Annotated in this window: 14 protein-coding genes, 1 pseudogene and 1 riboswitch; of the genes and pseudogenes, 9 read left to right on the plus strand and 6 right to left on the minus strand. The window is 70.4% G+C overall.

Translation table 11 applies throughout. From position 1 onward, the window contains the following. Positions 1–16: 16 nt before the first annotated feature. Positions 17–634, minus strand: coding sequence for a hypothetical protein (locus RMT89_RS25335; RefSeq protein WP_315886095.1), 618 nt, complete (start codon positions 632–634; stop codon positions 17–19). Between the two features lie 154 nt (positions 635–788). Between RMT89_RS25335 and RMT89_RS25340 the strand changes: the two genes are divergently transcribed. Next, the gene (locus RMT89_RS25340) at positions 789–1,595 is read left to right on the plus strand and encodes an HAD family hydrolase (RefSeq protein ID WP_315886096.1); all 807 of its coding nucleotides are present in this window, start codon (positions 789–791) and stop codon (positions 1,593–1,595) included. Positions 1,596–1,604: 9 nt separating this feature from the next. On the opposite strand, the gene RMT89_RS25345 is transcribed toward RMT89_RS25340, so the two are convergent. The 3 genes from RMT89_RS25345 to RMT89_RS25355 all read right to left on the minus strand — a co-directional run bounded on the left by RMT89_RS25345 (position 1,605) and on the right by RMT89_RS25355 (position 6,053). Beyond that, a complete protein-coding gene (locus RMT89_RS25345) occupies positions 1,605–2,096 on the minus strand; it encodes a transglycosylase SLT domain-containing protein (protein ID WP_315886097.1) in 492 nt (163 codons plus the stop codon). Between the two features lie 5 nt (positions 2,097–2,101). After that, a riboswitch (cyclic di-AMP (ydaO/yuaA leader) is annotated at positions 2,102–2,308 on the minus strand. Between the two features lie 240 nt (positions 2,309–2,548). Beyond that, positions 2,549–4,537 (minus strand): CocE/NonD family hydrolase, encoded by a 1,989-nt coding sequence (locus tag RMT89_RS25350; protein ID WP_315886147.1) that lies wholly within the window; start codon positions 4,535–4,537, stop codon positions 2,549–2,551. 16 nt (positions 4,538–4,553) lie between these two features. Further along, the gene (locus RMT89_RS25355) at positions 4,554–6,053 is read right to left on the minus strand and encodes a peptide MFS transporter (RefSeq protein WP_399498482.1); all 1,500 of its coding nucleotides are present in this window, start codon (positions 6,051–6,053) and stop codon (positions 4,554–4,556) included. A gap of 175 nt (positions 6,054–6,228) precedes the next feature. Between RMT89_RS25355 and RMT89_RS25360 the strand changes: the two genes are divergently transcribed. From RMT89_RS25360 to RMT89_RS25380, 5 genes are all read left to right on the plus strand, one after another. After that, a complete protein-coding gene (locus RMT89_RS25360) occupies positions 6,229–7,239 on the plus strand; it encodes a polyprenyl synthetase family protein (protein WP_315886098.1) in 1,011 nt (336 codons plus the stop codon). Between the two features lie 215 nt (positions 7,240–7,454). Further along, on the plus strand, positions 7,455–8,327 hold the full coding sequence (locus RMT89_RS25365) for a CHRD domain-containing protein (protein ID WP_315886099.1): 873 nt from the start codon (positions 7,455–7,457) through the stop codon (positions 8,325–8,327). A 358-nt stretch (positions 8,328–8,685) separates the two neighbouring features. Further along, positions 8,686–9,942, plus strand: a complete 1,257-nt coding sequence (locus RMT89_RS25370; RefSeq protein WP_315886100.1) for a DUF2092 domain-containing protein — start codon at positions 8,686–8,688, stop codon at positions 9,940–9,942. A gap of 10 nt (positions 9,943–9,952) precedes the next feature. Beyond that, positions 9,953–10,924, plus strand: coding sequence for an ABC transporter ATP-binding protein (locus RMT89_RS25375; RefSeq protein ID WP_315886101.1), 972 nt, complete (start codon positions 9,953–9,955; stop codon positions 10,922–10,924). Beyond that, on the plus strand, positions 10,911–11,780 hold the full coding sequence (locus RMT89_RS25380) for an ABC transporter permease subunit (protein ID WP_315886102.1): 870 nt from the start codon (positions 10,911–10,913) through the stop codon (positions 11,778–11,780). Before RMT89_RS25375 ends, RMT89_RS25380 begins: the two co-directional genes overlap by 14 nt. Positions 11,781–11,938: 158 nt before the next feature. On the opposite strand, the gene RMT89_RS25385 is transcribed toward RMT89_RS25380, so the two are convergent. Both RMT89_RS25385 and RMT89_RS25390 read right to left on the minus strand, forming a co-directional pair. Continuing rightward, on the minus strand, positions 11,939–12,520 hold the full coding sequence (locus RMT89_RS25385) for an NAD(P)H-dependent oxidoreductase (RefSeq protein WP_315886103.1): 582 nt from the start codon (positions 12,518–12,520) through the stop codon (positions 11,939–11,941). A 102-nt stretch (positions 12,521–12,622) separates the two neighbouring features. After that, positions 12,623–13,132 (minus strand): DUF6668 family protein, encoded by a 510-nt coding sequence (locus RMT89_RS25390; RefSeq protein ID WP_315886104.1) that lies wholly within the window; start codon positions 13,130–13,132, stop codon positions 12,623–12,625. Positions 13,133–13,297: 165 nt separating this feature from the next. On the opposite strand from RMT89_RS25390, the gene RMT89_RS25395 reads away from it, so the two are divergent. From RMT89_RS25395 to RMT89_RS25400, 3 genes and pseudogenes are all read left to right on the plus strand, one after another. Beyond that, positions 13,298–14,449, plus strand: coding sequence for a tetratricopeptide repeat protein (locus tag RMT89_RS25395; RefSeq protein ID WP_315886105.1), 1,152 nt, complete (start codon positions 13,298–13,300; stop codon positions 14,447–14,449). A 97-nt stretch (positions 14,450–14,546) separates the two neighbouring features. Beyond that, positions 14,547–14,762, plus strand: a pseudogene (locus RMT89_RS46050) (transposase); the annotation flags it as partial. 215 nt (positions 14,763–14,977) lie between these two features. Then, the gene (locus tag RMT89_RS25400; protein WP_315886106.1) at positions 14,978–15,388 is read left to right on the plus strand and encodes an alpha/beta hydrolase; all 411 of its coding nucleotides are present in this window, start codon (positions 14,978–14,980) and stop codon (positions 15,386–15,388) included. Positions 15,389–15,569: the final 181 nt, after the last annotated feature.

Genomic DNA, 15,569 nt, shown 5'->3' on the forward strand with positions numbered 1-15,569 from the left:
CGAAGGGGCGGGGTGATCATCCGTCGACGTAACCGTCCGCCCGCCGCCAGGCCAGAAAGCCCTCGATCAGCCCGGGCGGGTTGGCCGCCTCGGTCGCCTCGACCTTCCAGCCGGGGCAGTACATGTCGAATACCACGATGGGCAGCGGACGCCCGAATACCGCCTCGATACGGCCGCTCGCGTGCAGGTGGCGGGCGAGGCCGACGCAGGCGCCGGCGAAATGGAGCCCGAGCAGGTCGCGCTTGGCGTCGATCCGGTCGTCCTCCTCACTGTCCTCGCCATCCTCTTCGTCCTGCTCCTCGAACCACAGGCCGAGCTGCTTGACCTCGTCCTCGTACAGCGGGCCGCCGACCGGATCCTCCGGCGCGCTGCCCAGCGTCTCGAAGCCGTCCAGGAGCCAGCAGGCGTAGTTCCAGCGGGCCTCGCCGGGGTCCTCCGGGCGCCGCTCGCGCTCGTACTGGGTCTCGGTGTTGTAGCCGATGGCGGCGTACGGGCGGCGCTCGTCGTCGTCGACGCGCCAGATGCGGAAGGAGAGGGCGTAGATCTCGGGTTTCAGTGCCTCGGGGAAGCGTTCCAGGACGCCCACCGCGGCCTCCCGGAGATACGCCGAGAACTTCCCGTCCTTACCCGTCACACCACTCGCCCCCGCCCGTCACCGCAGTGCCCTCATTTCACCAGAAGCCGATGACTGCAAGGGAGTTGGAGGGGGGCGCGCGGGGCGGTGGTGGGCGCCGGGGTCGTCCGGTTCACGCTGAGTCGTCGGGGCGTCCTGTCCGTATTCTCTGATCATGGCCGCACCCCTCGCATATTCACTCATCGCCACCGACCTGGACGGAACCCTCCTCCGAGGCGACGACACGCTCTCCGACCGGTCGCTGGCCGCGCTCGCGCGGGTGGCGGAGTCCGGCGCCCGGCATCTGGTGGTGACCGGCCGACCGGCGCCCAGAGTGCGGCCGCTCCTGGACGACCTGGGCAGCAAGGGGCTCGCGGTGTGCGGGCAGGGCGCGCAGGTGTACGACGCCGGCGCGGACCGTCTGCTGTGGTCCGTCACCCTGGACCGGGAGTTGGCGGAGACCGCGCTCGGCAAGATCGAGGCCGAGGTGGGGGAGGTGTACGCGGCGGTCGACCAGGACGGCGTCGACGGGCTCACGCTGATCGAGCCCGGGTACCTGATGCCGCACCCCACCCTGCCCGCGGTGCGGGTCGGGCGGCGCGACGATCTGTGGTCCGAGCCGATCAGCAAGGTGCTGCTGCGCCATCCGGAGCTGTCCGACGACCTGTTGGCGGCGACGGCGCGTTCGGTGGTGGGTTCGCTGGCGACGGTCACCATGTCGGGTCCCGGGACCGTCGAACTTCAGCCATGCGGCATCACCAAGGCGACGGGTCTCGCGCTGGCGGCCCGGCATCTGGGGCTCGGCCCGCGAGAGACCATCGCCTTCGGTGACATGCCCAACGACATCCCGATGTTCGACTGGGCGGCCCACGGTGTCGCGATGGCCAACGCCCACCCCGAACTCAAGGCGGTGGCCGACGAGATCACCCTGTCGAACGAGGACGACGGCATCGCCGTCGTCCTCGAAGGACTCTTCCCGTAGCGGGCCCGGTCAGTACGCCCCGAAGACGTTGTCGATCGAGCCGTAGCGCTGGGCCGCGTAGTTGCAGGCGGCGGTGATGTTCGCGACCGGGTCGTAGGGGTCGTAGGAGGTGCCGGCCACGTGGTACGCCTGGAAGGTCGGGTCGATCACCTGGAGCAGGCCCTTGGACGGGGTGCCGGCGGCCGCGTTGGAGTCCCAGTTGTTGATCGCGTACTGGTTGCCCGAGGACTCCCGCATGATGTTGCGGTAGATGCCGTCGTAGCTGCCGGGGATCCCGTTCTGGGCCATGACCTGGAGGGACGCGCGGATCCAGCCGTCCAGGTTGTTGGCGTACCCGAGCGAGGCGGCGGTGGTGACGGTCGGGGAGGCCGCCGAGGCGCTGGTCGCGCCGATGAGCGGGAGCGCCAGTACGGCGGCTCCGGTGCCGAGGACGGCGAGCTTGCGGGCGACGCGGTGGGCGCGGTGGGCGCGGGTATGACGGTGCTGAGCGGCAGCAGGCATGGCGAGGTTCCTCTCCGGCGCCTGCGAGGTGAGCTGTCGGGTTCGGGCGGGAGCTGCCCGGCCGCGCACCGTAAAGGGCACGCGACTTCACCCCCAGCCGTACCGGCGCGTCCGAGGACGTCCGGCCCGGCGACTTACCTGGGTCCCCCGCTCCTGCCGTACGAAGAATCTCGGTGGAGCCGGACGGCGGCAGGATTCGGCGTCCGTCCGACAGGCCGGGAACGTATGCGAGAGCACATGTCCGAAACAAGTAGCGGATTCACATATCCAGGGGTTTGATCTTCGCTCGCGCGGCATACCGGGATGGGCATTTGCGGTCGCCAAGGCTCAACTGGGCGCCGAGGGAGGGGCATCGAGAAGAGCCTGTGAGGCGCCTGTGGGTCTCGGGCGTGAGTCAACTCACGCCCAGCGCAAGACACCTTAAATCGGGCAATCAACCCAATGGGTCCGCATTAACCCGCCGTTCGCGGAATCCGCTTCTCCCATGTGCGATGAAAGACCACTTCACCGCCATCCGTGCACATCACCTCATTCGAGGCGATGAAGTCCTCTGCGTCACACGTGAGCTCCGAACGGGTCCGCACCGTCGTGTCCCAGGCCAGCTCCGGGCGGTGCAGCCGGATCGACCAGTCCGAGCGGGCGCGGGCCGACAAGGGGTCGGCGGACCGGATCGTGTACGTCTCCAGCGCGTCCTCGGTGAACTCCAGGCCGTCGGGGTACACGCGCGTGCCGCCGTACCGCGGATCGACCTCAAGGCGCCACTCGTCCTTGGCCACGTCCCGGACGACGAGCCGCTCGGGGCGCGGCTCGTCCAGGGTGACCGGGTAGTTCACGCCCAGGGGCTCGGCCTGTTCGGGGCCCTCGAAGCTCACGTCAGAAGCGGCCTCACGCGCGCGTACCGGCAGTTCCAGAAAACTCCCCGCCGGATCCAGCGTGAACCCCGCCGCCGACTCCGCCTGCGGCCAGACCCACGGCCAGTACGCCGACGACACCGCGAGCCGGATGCGATGGCCGGCCGGGAAGGCGTGCCCGATGCCGTTCAGCTCGAACTCGACGTCCTGCGTGGCGCCCGGCTCCCACGGCACCGCGCGATCGCGGCCGTGGCGGGCGGAGAGGTTCAGCACGCCCCGCGTGACCAGGGTCGAGGAGCCGTCGGGGGCGACATCGCAGACCCGGGCGATCACCTGCCCGCGCGACACCTCCGACGTCAGCCGCAGCCGCACCTTCGGCCGTCCCAGCACCCACGCCTCCTCGCCCACCGCGAACTCGAAGCAGGCCGAGCGCGCGTCCTCCTCCCGCTGGTCCGGCGGCAGGTCGGCGTCGTTCCCGAACGGGAGGAAGCGGCCGGCGTCCACACCGGTGTGCAGGGGCGACCGTACGAGCACGGGGGCGCCCTGGAGGGCGTACGTCACTTTCGTGACCTGAGGGGACGGCCAGGCCGGCTCGGCGACCCAGCGGCCGGGGAGGGTGTCGTAGACGGTGGCCGGGGGGTGGGAGTCGCTGACGTAGGCCCGCAGGAGGGACTCGGGAAGGGCGCCCTTGCCCTTCAGCCAGTAGTCCCACCAGCGCAGGGTCTCCTGGAGGAAGCCGATCGCCGGTCCCGGCGGCAGGCCCCGGTCGGGGTACTGGTGGGACCAGGGGCCGATCAGCCCACGGACGCGGTCGGCGGGCAGGTGCTCCACGAGCCGGAGCACCGTGTCGCGGTACGGGTCGTGCCAGCCGCCCACCGCCAGCACGGCGGCCTCGATGGCGCCGTAGTCCTCGCAGACGCTGCCGTGCCGCCAGTAGTCGTCCCGGGTCTGGTGGTCCAGCCAGGTGTGCAGGAGCGGTTCCACGGCCTCCAGGCGCTTCAGCCACAGGTCTCGCCAGGCGTCCCCGGCGTACTGGGGATCGGGCGGCCGGGAGACGAAGGCGAGCATGGTGGCGGCCCAGGCGTGCATGTCCGCCGCGAGAACGGAACCTCCCGTGTAGTGCACGTCGTTGTCATAGCGATCGTCGGTGGAGCAGACCGTGACGATCGCCTTGAGCGGCTCGGGCGCGAGGGCCGCGATCTGGAGGGAGTTGAAGCCGCCCCAGGAGATGCCGAACATGCCGACCTTGCCGTCGCACCAGGGCTGGGCCGCCAGCCAGTTGACCACCTCGACCCCGTCGGCCAGCTCCGTCGCCGAGTACTCGTCCGTCGGCAGCCCCTCGCTGTTGCCGTGCCCGCGGACATCCACCCGGACGGAGGCGTAGCCGTGGCCTGCGTACCAGGGGTGGCGCTGGAAGTCGCGCGGGGCCGTCCAGTCGGTCAGCCGGTAGGGGAGGTATTCGAGGAGCGCCGGTACGGGCTCGTCGGTCAGCGGGCGCCACACGCGCGCGTAGAGCAGAGTGCCGTCCGCGAGCGGGATACGGAGGTCCTCGTGGGTCGTCTCGTAGGGGAAGGACGTACGAATGTGCAGGCTCATCGCGATGACCTCATGGGACGGGGTGCATGGTGCGGCGCAGCCGGGGCGCGGCGGCCGTCACCGCGAGCCCCGCGGCCACCGCGAGGGCGCCGTTGACGCCGAAGCAGGCGGGCTTGGAGACGTCGTCGTAGGAGAAGGCGGCAGGTGCGAGCTTGGTGGTGGCCGACGTGCCGGAGGTCGCCGGCAGGATGTCGCCGAGGCCGAGCGGGAGCGAGGAGCCGACGATCCACCAGGCGGACATCAGGTAGTCGTCGCTCGCGTGACCGCTGGTGGGCAGCACCATCAGCAGGAACGACAGCCCGCCGAGCACCACCCCGATCGCGATCTTGTTGGAGGCGTGTGGCCGGCGACGGCCCATCCGCACCCACAGGGCGGCCACCACCGGCGCGAGCGCGACCTCGAAGGCGCCGAGCGCGGAGGCGTACCAGCTCGGGGGGAATTCGTAGCCGAGGAGGGTGGTCTCGGCGTTCGAGGCGGCCGGCAGCATCATCGTCGAGCAGGCCTGGAAGAGGATGAAGTTGAAGACCGTCGAGGCGAGGAAGAGGACGATGTACGGCCTCGGACGGCCGCGTTCCTCGGCGGTCACGCGCGGGCTCGCGAACATCACCGCGAAGTAGGCCACCGGGGCGATCACCGAGATCGGGGTGAGCAGATCGACGAAACGGTCCATGGTGAGCCGGCCGGCGGCCGCCGGCAGGGTGGCGAGCAGGGTGAATGCCGCCGTGCCCGCCACGGTCAGGCGGATCGCACGGCGCATGGCCTCGGGCGCGAGGGCGAATTCGGCGGCGTGATTGCGCCCGGCCAGATGGCGGCGCCCGGCGACGTACTGGACGAGCCCGAACGTCATGCCGATCGCGGCGGCCGAGAAGCCCCAGGGCCAGCCCCGGTGGTCGCCGAGCCGGCCGGTGATCAGCGGGCCCGCGAAGGCGGCGCCGATATTGATCGCCCTGCAGTAGAGGGCGAAGCCGGCGTCCCGGCGCTCGTCGTCGGTGCGGTAGGGCTTGCCGACCATGGTGGCGGCATTGGGCTTGAGCAGTCCGGTGCCCGCGCTGATCAGCCCGAGGCCCGTCCAGGTCATCGCGGCGGTCGGCACCGCCATGGCGTAGTGGCCGCAGGCGATCAGGATGCCGCCCCACAGCACCGCGCGGTACGAGCCGAGGATGCGGTCGGCGAGCCGGCCGCCCGCGACCGAGACCAGACAGACCAGACAGACCAGACAGACCAGACAGACCAGATAGACCAGGGTGCCGTAGGCGGCGGCGGAGGCTGCCGTTCCGGGCGACATGCCCATGCCCCCGCGGGCCACCGTGTCGGCGAAGTACAGCGCCAGGATGGCCTGCAAGCCGAGGAACGAGAAGCGCTCCCAGACCTCCAGGCCGGAGAGCGTGAGCAGACCTCTGGGCTGACCGAAGAACGCTGTGTCGCCCTTGGGCGGCGGCCCGCTGCCGGACGGGACATTCGACTTCGGCTCGAGACACGCTCCACTACTTCCACGTAAGTCGATAGATATCCGTTCTTATCAGGTGATCAAAAACATAGCCGCCGTGATCCGATACCGCCCGTCGTGGACGGGTGGGCGGCATCGGTGATCGAAACGTGACCGGATACGCTGACTTGAGTGAAGGCAGCGACCTATCGACAAACCGCGTAATCGCCAGTAGACACCAGCAGACAGGAGACCCCTCGTGACCGTCGTCGGGCCGTTCGGGCTGAGCGTGCGGGACCAGGCTCTGGAAGCCGATGTCCAGGCCGGATTGGCGGCTGTCGAGGAGGGACTGCTCGAAGCCACCAAGAGCGAGGTCCCCTTCATCACGGAGGCAGCCCAGCACCTGGTGCGCGCGGGCGGGAAGCGGTTCAGGCCGCTGCTCGTGATGCTCACCGCGCAGTTCGGGGACCCGTACGCGCCGGGGGTCGTGCCGTCGGCCGTGGTGGTCGAGTTGACCCATCTGGCCACGCTGTACCACGACGACGTGATGGACGAGGCCGAGGTCCGGCGCGGGGTGCCGAGCGCGAACACCCGCTGGGGGAACTCGGTTGCGGTCCTCACGGGTGACTTCCTCTTCGCCCGCGCCTCGCACATCCTCGCCGACCTCGGTCCCGAGGCCGTCCGGGTGCAGGCCGAGGCGTTCGAGCGGCTCGTCACCGGACAGATCCTGGAGACGGCGGGGCCGCAGGACGGGCGCGACCCGGTCGAGCACTACCTCGATGTGCTGGCCGGCAAGACGGGGTCGCTGGTGGCGGTGTCCTGCCGCTTCGGAGCGATGATGTCGGGCGCCGACGAGACGGTCGTGGACGTGCTCACGCAGTACGGCGAGCGGCTCGGGGTCGCCTTCCAGCTCGCGGACGACGTACTGGACATCGCGTCCGACTCGCAGGAGTCCGGGAAGACCCCGGGTACGGATCTGCGCGAGGGGATCGCGACGCTGCCGGTGCTGCGGCTGCGCGAGCGGGCCGAGCGGCTGGGTCTCGCCGAGGACATCGCGCTGTGCGAACTGCTGGACTCCGACCTGAGCGACGATGCGCGGCACGCGGAGGCGCTGGCCGCGCTGCGGGTGCATCCGGCGCTGGAGCAGGCTCGGCGGGACACCGTGCGGTACGCGCAGGATGCGCGGGCGTCTTTGGCTCCGTTGCCCGAGTGTGATGCCAAGGCTTCGCTCATGGAGCTGTGTGACGCGGTGGTGCACCGGGCGGGTTAGGGGGTTCGGCTGAGCGTCGGGTGCCGTCTGCGGGTGGCGTCGTGGCTGGTCGCGCCCACGCGGCGGAGCCGCAAATCGATACAGTCCCGTGCCCCTGAGAACCGTGCTGTGACCCACGTCACCTTGCTGGGGTGAGTTCAGGGTCAGATCCACCCCGTATCCACGCCCAGAAGCCTACGCAGGGGGCGTCGGCTGACATACGGGGAGAAAACTTCATGCGTACGAGCCTGATCGTCGCCGCCGTCGCCGTGGCTGCCGCCGTCGTGCCCACCTCGGCGTCCGCCCATGACGGTGGAGTCATCCTCGCCACCAGTCTCCGCGGCGCCAACGAGGTGTCCGTCGGTGACCAGGACGGTGTCGCACTCCAGTTCGTCAAGGTTCACGGCGACCAGGTCTCCGTCGCCGTCAAATGGCGCGGTGCCGACAAGCCCACCGCCCTCCACATCCACCAGGGCGCGAAGGGCACCAACGGCGGCGTCAAGGTCGACTTCACCGAGCTGCTGGCCAAGAGCAAGGGCAAGACCGTCACCGGCACCGTCAAGGTCACCGACCCGGCCCTCCTCAACTCCCTGAAGTCCGACCCCGGTTCCTTCTACGTCAACCTGCACACCGCCGAGTTCCCCGACGGCGCCGTCCGCGGCCGGCTCCACAAGGTGACCACCGACTTCGACTTCCGCGACGCGCTCGACAACTTCCAGGCGTCCGTCATCAAGGGCAAGCAGATCTACGAGTGCAAGCCGGCCGAGGGCGGCGGCCACGCCCTCGCCCAGCGGGACGTCAGCGCGGTGCTCGCCGGTCCGATCGCGCACTCCTTCGTCGAGCCCAACTCCGGTACCCCGCAGTGGATCGCGCCCGACCGCAGCGCGGTCACCGGCTCGGTCCTCAGCAGGACGCCCAACGGGGACGGGAACATCGCCGAGCTGGACCTGAAGGCCACTCAGTCCGGCAAGCCCCGCGGGCTGCTCGCGGGCACGGCGGAGATCCTCCGGCTGAACACGGTGGGCGGTGTCGCCCCGGCCGGTTCCTGCACTCCGGGCACCATCGTCGGCGTGCCCTACCAGGCGGACTACGTGTTCATCCAGGGCTGATCGAGAAGCACCGGAGCGGCTGATCGAGGAGCACCGGAGCGGCTGACCGAGGAGCACCGGAGCGGCTGACCGAGGAGCACCGGAGCGGCTGACCGAGGAGCACCGGAGCGGCTGACCGAGAAGCACGGCGGCGTCTTCCCCACCCAACCCCTACGGGTCGGGGGAGGCGCCGCCCTCTTGTGTCATACCGCAGGTGTACACGGAGTTGAGCCCGGGGTCTGACGCTTCGCGGCGGCCGATTTGGTCAGATGGTGACAACGGAAAACACCACTCCTCACCGATTCGGGTGAGAATGGCGGCTACGGGCTGGACGCACGGGAGTTGGCAGGCCGCCGCCGACGACGGAGGTAAGGCACACATGGCACCGTACGAATCCGACGACAGCACGACCTCGGACGAGATCGACGACCTGCGCGCGGGGCGGCGCAAGGCCGCGCGGTACGCCGTTCCGGTCGCGGTGGTGGGCGTGGCGGCGGCGACCATCGGTCTCGTCCCCGCCCTCGCCGACTCCGGCGACCCCGACCTGCCGGAGATCAGCGCACAGCAGCTCATCGAGAAGATCGCCGAGTCCGACGTACAGCAGCTGTCCGGGACGGTGAAGATCAGCACCGATCTGGGGCTGCCCGACCTCGGCGGTCTGGAGAGCTCGCTGGCGTCCGGCGCGATGGAGTCCGGGGACGGTTCGTCCGCTGACCCCTCGGCCAAGCTCACCGAGCTGGTGACCGGCACGAACACCCTGCGGGTCGCCGCCGACGGCCCGGACCGGCAGAAGCTCTCGCTGCTGGAGAACGCCGCCGAGTACAGCCTCATCCACAACGGCAAGGACATCTGGGGTTACGACAGCGCCTCCAACGAGGTCTTCCACGGCACCGCCGCCGAGAGCGCCGAAAAGGAGAAGGAGGTCCCGGCCACGCCCAAGGACCTCACCGAGGAAGCCCTGAAGTCGGTCGACGACACCACGTCCGTCACCGTCGACGGCACCGCGCAGGTCGCGGGCCGGGACGCATACCGGCTGCTCATCAAGCCCAAGCAGTCCGGCACCACGGTCGGCTCCATCACGGTCGCCGTGGACGCCAAGACCGGGATGCCGCTGAAGTTCACGCTGACCCCGTCGAGCGGCGGCGCCGCCGTCGTGGACGCGGGCTTCACGAAGATCAGCTTCGCCAAGCCGGCCGCGTCGACCTTCGACTTCACCCCGCCCAAGGGCGCGAAGGTCACCGAGGAGGGCGAGGTCGAGGCTCCGGCCGAGGAGTACTCCAAGGCACCCAAGGCACCCAAGGCACCCGAGGCACCCAAGGCACCCAAGGCACCCAAGGCAACCAAGGCACCCAAGGCACCCAAGGCACCCGAGGAAGGCGCCCCCGAGGTCATCGGCGAGGGCTGGAACTCCATCGCCGTCCTCGACACCGGCGGCGAGGGCATGCCCTCCGGCTCCGAGGTCGGCGGCGCCCTCGGCGGGTTCATGGACTCCCTCGGCGACAAGGTGAAGGGCGAGTTCGGCGAGGGCACGGTCTACAAGACCCGCCTGGTCAACGCCCTGATGACGGACGACGGCAAGGTCTACGTCGGTGCGGTCACCAAGGACGCGCTGGTGAAGGCCGCGAACGCGGGGTAGTGAGGCACCCATGACTGACACGTCCGCCGCGGAGCCGGAACCGGAGCAGGGTGACAGCGTGATCGTCACCCGCGCGCTCACCAAGCGCTACCGCGGCGGACAACTCGCCGTGGACGGTCTCGACCTGACCGTCCCGGCGGGCAGCGTCTTCGGCTTCCTCGGCCCCAACGGCTCCGGCAAGACCACCACCATCCGGATGCTGATGGGCCTGATCGAACCCACCTCCGGCACGGCCCGGGTCCTCGGCCGCCCCATGCCCCGCGCCACCCGTACCGTCCTCCCGCACGTAGGCGCCCTCATCGAGGGCCCCGCCCTGTACGGCTTCCTCTCCGGCCGCGACAACCTCCTGCGCTACGACGCCGCAGACCCGGCCGCCGACCCGCGCACCCGGCGTGAGCGCGTCGCAGCGGCGCTGGACCGGGTGGGCCTGACGGCCGCCGCGGGCAAGAAGGCCCGGGCGTACTCGCTCGGCATGAAGCAGCGGCTCGGCCTCGCGGCCGCGCTGCTCCAGCCGCGCCGCCTCCTGGTGCTGGACGAGCCGACCAACGGTCTCGACCCGCAGGGCATGCGCGAGATCCGCTCGCTGATACGCGAACTGGCCTCCGACGGCACGACCGTCTTCCTCTCCTCGCACCTCCTCGACGAGATCGAGCAGGTGTGCACCCACGCGGCCGTGATGGCCCAGGGCCGGCTCATCACGCAGGGCGCGGTCGACGACCTCGCGGCCGGAATGCGCGGCCGGCTGGTGGTCACCACGCCCGACACCGCGGACGCCGCCCGGGTGCTGAAGGAACAGGGCGCGGGTGATGTCGTAGTCGCGGAGGATCAGGTGACGGCCGAGCCGCCCGATCGCGATCTCGCGGAACTCAACGCCGCTCTGGTGACCGCGGGCGTCCGCGTCCGCGGCTTCGGCGTCGAACGGGCCTCCCTTGAGGACGCGTTCGTGGCACTGACGGGAGAGGGCTTCGATGTCGCAGGCTGAACTCACCCGCCCGGCGAGCGTGCTGTGGGCCTTCGGGCTGCTGCGCAACGAGTTGCGTACGACGCTCCGCCGCTGGCGCACCCTCGCCCTGCTCGGTGTACTGGCCGCCGTGCCGGTCCTGGTCGGGGTCGCCGTCAAGATCGAGACCGGCGACGGCGGTTCGGCCGGCGGCGGGGGTGGCGAGGGACCCGCGTTCATCTCGCAGATCACCAACAACGGTCTGTTCCTGGTGTTCACCGCGCTCGCCGCGACGCTGCCGTTCTTCCTGCCGATGGCCATCGGCGTCGTCGCCGGCGACGCCATCGCGGGCGAGGCGAACGCCGGCACCCTGCGCTATCTCCTGGTCGCCCCGGCCGGCCGCACCCGGCTGCTGCTCACCAAGTACGCGACCACGATGGCCTTCTGTCTGCTGGCCACGCTGGTGGTCGCGGTCTCGGCGCTCACGGTCGGCGCGCTGCTCTTCCCCCTGGGGGACCTGACGACGATCTCCGGCACACAGATCAGCTTCACCGAGGGCCTCGGCCGCGCGCTGCTGATCGCACTGATCGTCGCCGCGTCCCTGACCGGGGTCGCGGCGCTCGGCCTGTTCGTCTCCACCCTGACCAACAGCGGCATCGCGGCGATGGCCACGACCGTCGGCCTGCTGATCACGATCCAGATCCTCGACCAGATCCCCCAGCTGGACGCCCTCCAGCCGTACTTCTTCTCCCACTACTGGCTGTCCTTCGCCGACCTGATGCGCGACCCGATCTACTGGGACGACCTGGTGAAGAACCTGGGCCTCCAGGCCCTGTACGCCGGGGTGTTCGGCTCGGCGGCCTGGGCGCGGTTCACGGCGAAGGACATCACGGCCTAGTGCCGCGACAGGCAACGTTCGCCCCGTCGCGACGCCCGGCACGCACTCTCGCCGCCGGCCGAAAGCCCAAGTACATCCAGTACGAGGGCTTCCGGCCGGCACGTCGAGAGCACGCACCGGACGCCGCTCCTTGACGGGCAAACGTGCCTGCCGCGGCACTAGCTTTCGTGGGGGAACCGCGCGAGCGGAGTCTCCCCCTGGAAGAACGTCTTCGCGCGGGTCAGCGCCTCGGCGTCATTGAGTACGTCACCGGGCTTGCTGCCGTTGCCGAGCAGCACCCCTCCGAAGTGCATCCCCATGTACGCGGCCGAGTTGTTGAGCGTGCCGATCAGCGGGTCGGCGGCCACCGGCTCGTGCTCCGCGAGCACGGTGACGCCCCAGAGGGTGCGTCCGGCCATCGTCGGCTTGAAGTCGAGGCCGGGGGTGCGCAGCCAGCCCGCCCAGTAGTCGAGGTAGCGCTTGGCGTGGGCGGACACCGAGTACCAGTACAGCGGCGAGGCGATCACGATGTCCGTCGCCGCGAGGGTGGCGTCGAGCAGCAGCGCTTCGGGGCCCTGCGTCGGGCGGACGCGGTCGCTGTCGTGGCGCAGGTCCACGAAGTCCGGCAGCGGATGGGCGGCGAGATCGATCCACTGCTGCTCGACGTCCTCGGGAAGCTGTTCTGCGGCGCGGCGGGCGAGCGTCTCGGTGTTGCCGTCGTCGCGGCTGCTGCCCAGGACGAACAGGAAACGGCGGGTCATGGGTCCCCCAGGATGCGAATGGTCGGCGTATGCGAACAAACTGCATCTGCATTATATGCGTACGCAAGAAACTGTCGAGGGGGATTATCCGGAGTCCGCCCGTTACCGTTGCCCGATCCCTGTGAGGTGGGCCAGTGCCTCGGTCTCCCGTGGAGGGCGCCCGTCGGTCTCGCCGAGCCGCCAGGCCTGGACCCAGGGCACCCGGTACACGTCGATGACCTCCTCGATCGCCTTCACGCGCTGGGCGAGCGGACGCGGCAGCCGGCCCGGCGCGTCGGCGACGAGCACGACCGCGTCCAGGTCGAGGCCGGGCGGCACCCGTCCGTATCGGAAGGCCTCCAGCGCCCGCAGTACGGCGTCCAAGCCGGCGGCGTGCGTACGGCCGACGAGCAGGACGGACTGCGGATCACCGGGCCCCGGCCAGTCGCGCCCGCAGTCGTGGCCGCCGTAGACGGAGGCCAGGGTGGTGACGCCGGCGCCGCCATGGGTGGCGACCCAGGAGTAGCGCCGGCGGGTGACACCGGCAGGCGGTACGGGCGGCCGTGTTTCTTCCGGTACGGCCACCGGCCCGCGGATCCAGATCTCCGGTCCCTGCTGCACGTCAGTCCGCATGCCCGCGTTCCTCCCTTGTCACGCCAATGATCTTCAGGGCGGCCGGGGGGGATCCGTAGGACGGGGTGTGAGTTCCTGGAACGAGGCTGTGACGCCCCGGTGACGTGTGCACCGGGGACCTGCGGAGAGACTCGACGGTAGGTGCTGCCAGGGAGTGAGGAACCGATGTCTCGACTCAGCCGCGCGAAGAAGCGGGAACAGGGGGAGGAGCGGACTGTGGATCCGGCGGCTTCTACGGCGGCGCCGATCGAGGTCCGTGTTCCGGGGACGGGCGCGGAAGGCGCGGTCGGCGCGTCGGTCGGCGGGGTCCCGGTCACGGCCGCGCCGGGCGAGGAGATCCAGCAGACCGTCCTGAACCACCTCCACCGCATCGCCCTTGCCACCGGACACGCCGTCCGGGCGACGATCCAGGACGACCGGATCGGGTACGCGGTGCCGCTCCAGGTGAACCTGGACGGGTCGAGCGCGCTGACGGGGGACCCGGTCGAGACGGCGCCGCGAGCGGAGACCGCCGTACCGCTTCCGGAGGAGCCGCCGCGGCCCGCGCGGGACAGGCCGACCCATCTGCTCCGTCCGGTCGCTGACGCCGCCCCGACGTTCCCGCTGCGCGCCGTACAGGACGCCGTCCCCGGCACGGTCGCTCCGCCGGAGGGGGAGTTCGGCCCGCCGCCTGTGATGGACGCGCCGGTGCAGGACGCACCAGCGACGGGCGCACCCGCGCACCCCTCCCCAAAGCCCACCCCGGACCGAGCCTTCGACCCGGCCCTGGACCCCGCCCTCGACCTCACCCCCAAACCCCCGACCCCGCCCCGAGGCTTCGACGCCGTCGCCGAAGCCGTGCTCGGCGACGAGCCCCCCACCGCCGGTCTCCTCGCGGAACCGGTGACCAGGATCAACGAGGCCGTAAGGGCCGGCCGGACGCAGGAGGCGGCCGAGCTCGCGCAGCGGACCGTCGCGCAGGCCTCGCAGTCACTGGGCCGCGAGCACCCCGAGGTGCTCCAGCTCGGCGAACTCACCGCGTACATCGCCTACTTGGCGGGCGACCCGGCCCACGCCTTCGCCCTCTCCCTCGACCTCGCCCGGATACACCACCGCGCCCAGGACGCCGAGGCCGCCTACGGCAACGTCCTGAGCGCGGCGACCGCCTGGCGTGCCGTACGCGACCCCGAGCAGGGCCTGCGCCTCGGCCACGACCTGATCGCCCTGTGGGCCGTCCTCACCGCGGAGGACGGCCCGGCCGCCGAGGACGCCGAGAAGCTGGAGTCGGCCCGGGCCCGCATGGGCCGGCTCACCGAGCGCGTCCGTCAGCGGTCTTAGGGGGACAGCGGTCTCAGGAGGACAGCAGTCCTAGGTCCTGTCTGGAGTTCGGTAGATCGCCTGCGCGCGAGGACTCGGTCTTGATAGGCCGTCAGGCATGGCGCGAGGCGATCTCACCGATGAGCAGTGGGCCCTGATCGAGCCCCATCTCCCGATTGCCGCAGTTGGGCCCATACCTGACCTGTGGAAACACTTCAACGCGGTGATGTGGAGGTTCCGGACCGGTAGCCCCTGGCGTGACCTGCCGACCGAGTCCGGGCCCTGGCAGAGCGCGTACGACCGCTTCCGGATCTGGGCGACGCGGGGTGTTTTCCAGGACCTGATGCACACAGTGATCGCCGAGGCCGCCGCCCGTGGCCAGGCCGACTTGGGCCTGGTCAGCGTGGACTCTGCGACCGCCCGGGCCCACCATCACGCCGCCGGGATGGCCCTGGACCCCGAGCAGTTGGCAGCCTTGGAGATGGCCGTCGAGGCCGAAAAGGGGGCGAGGGCAAGGAGCAAGCCACCTGGGGTGCGATGCGCGGGCTCATGCGCCTCGCACCACAGACGGGCCTGCGGCTGTTACTGCGCGATCTGTCCACGCTGCCGGTCCGGGACGTCATTGCTGCCCTGCAGGCCCAGGACCGCGCGACGTTGGTTGCGCTGCTCTCCCAGATGCGGTCCGGAAGAGGGTTCCTCAACGACCTCCAGCCCACCCCTGACGTCACCACCGAAGTTGGCCAGCCCACCCTGGTGATCGCCACCCGCAAGGACGGCGCCGTGCCGTTCTCCCACGCCCAGTCCCTTGCCGCAGCCATCGCCCACGCCGAACTCGTCGAGAGCCAGGCCGACAGCCACTTCATCTGGTTCGGACACGACTGGCCCGCCATCGCCGAGACCATCCGCGCCTTCCTCACCACCGACCCGCTTCCGCCACTGCAGTCGGTGCCTCAGACTTGAACCCTTTCTGAAGATCACGATCTACTGGCCCCGTACCAAAGCGAACAAGAACAACGCGACCAAGTGACTGGCCGCTTGGCCACCGTGGCGGTTATTGGTCAGAAACTCAGATGGTTCTCTTCGAAGGTGTAGCGGCGGGGGCGCCGAAGTAACTGCGGATCCAGGGTGCCCTGAGCTGCGG

It is taken from the genome of Streptomyces sp. P17 (assembly GCF_032436805.1).
GTDB lineage: Bacteria > Actinomycetota > Actinomycetes > Streptomycetales > Streptomycetaceae > Streptomyces.

Bases quoted from the DNA above. Each gene is read 5' to 3' on its own strand.
- RMT89_RS25340 (WP_315886096.1), top strand. From the start codon at position 789: ATGGCCGCACCCCTCGCATATTCACTCATCGCCACCGACCTGGACGGA.
- RMT89_RS25345 (WP_315886097.1), bottom strand. From the start codon at position 2,096: ATGCCTGCTGCCGCTCAGCACCGTCATACCCGCGCCCACCGCGCCCAC.
- RMT89_RS25365 (WP_315886099.1), top strand. From the start codon at position 7,455: ATGCGTACGAGCCTGATCGTCGCCGCCGTCGCCGTGGCTGCCGCCGTC.
- RMT89_RS25370 (WP_315886100.1), top strand. From the start codon at position 8,686: ATGGCACCGTACGAATCCGACGACAGCACGACCTCGGACGAGATCGAC.
- RMT89_RS25375 (WP_315886101.1), top strand. From the start codon at position 9,953: ATGACTGACACGTCCGCCGCGGAGCCGGAACCGGAGCAGGGTGACAGC.
- RMT89_RS25380 (WP_315886102.1), top strand. From the start codon at position 10,911: ATGTCGCAGGCTGAACTCACCCGCCCGGCGAGCGTGCTGTGGGCCTTC.
- RMT89_RS25385 (WP_315886103.1), bottom strand. From the start codon at position 12,520: ATGACCCGCCGTTTCCTGTTCGTCCTGGGCAGCAGCCGCGACGACGGC.
- RMT89_RS25390 (WP_315886104.1), bottom strand. From the start codon at position 13,132: ATGCGGACTGACGTGCAGCAGGGACCGGAGATCTGGATCCGCGGGCCG.
- RMT89_RS25395 (WP_315886105.1), top strand. From the start codon at position 13,298: ATGTCTCGACTCAGCCGCGCGAAGAAGCGGGAACAGGGGGAGGAGCGG.
- RMT89_RS25400 (WP_315886106.1), top strand. From the start codon at position 14,978: ATGCGCCTCGCACCACAGACGGGCCTGCGGCTGTTACTGCGCGATCTG.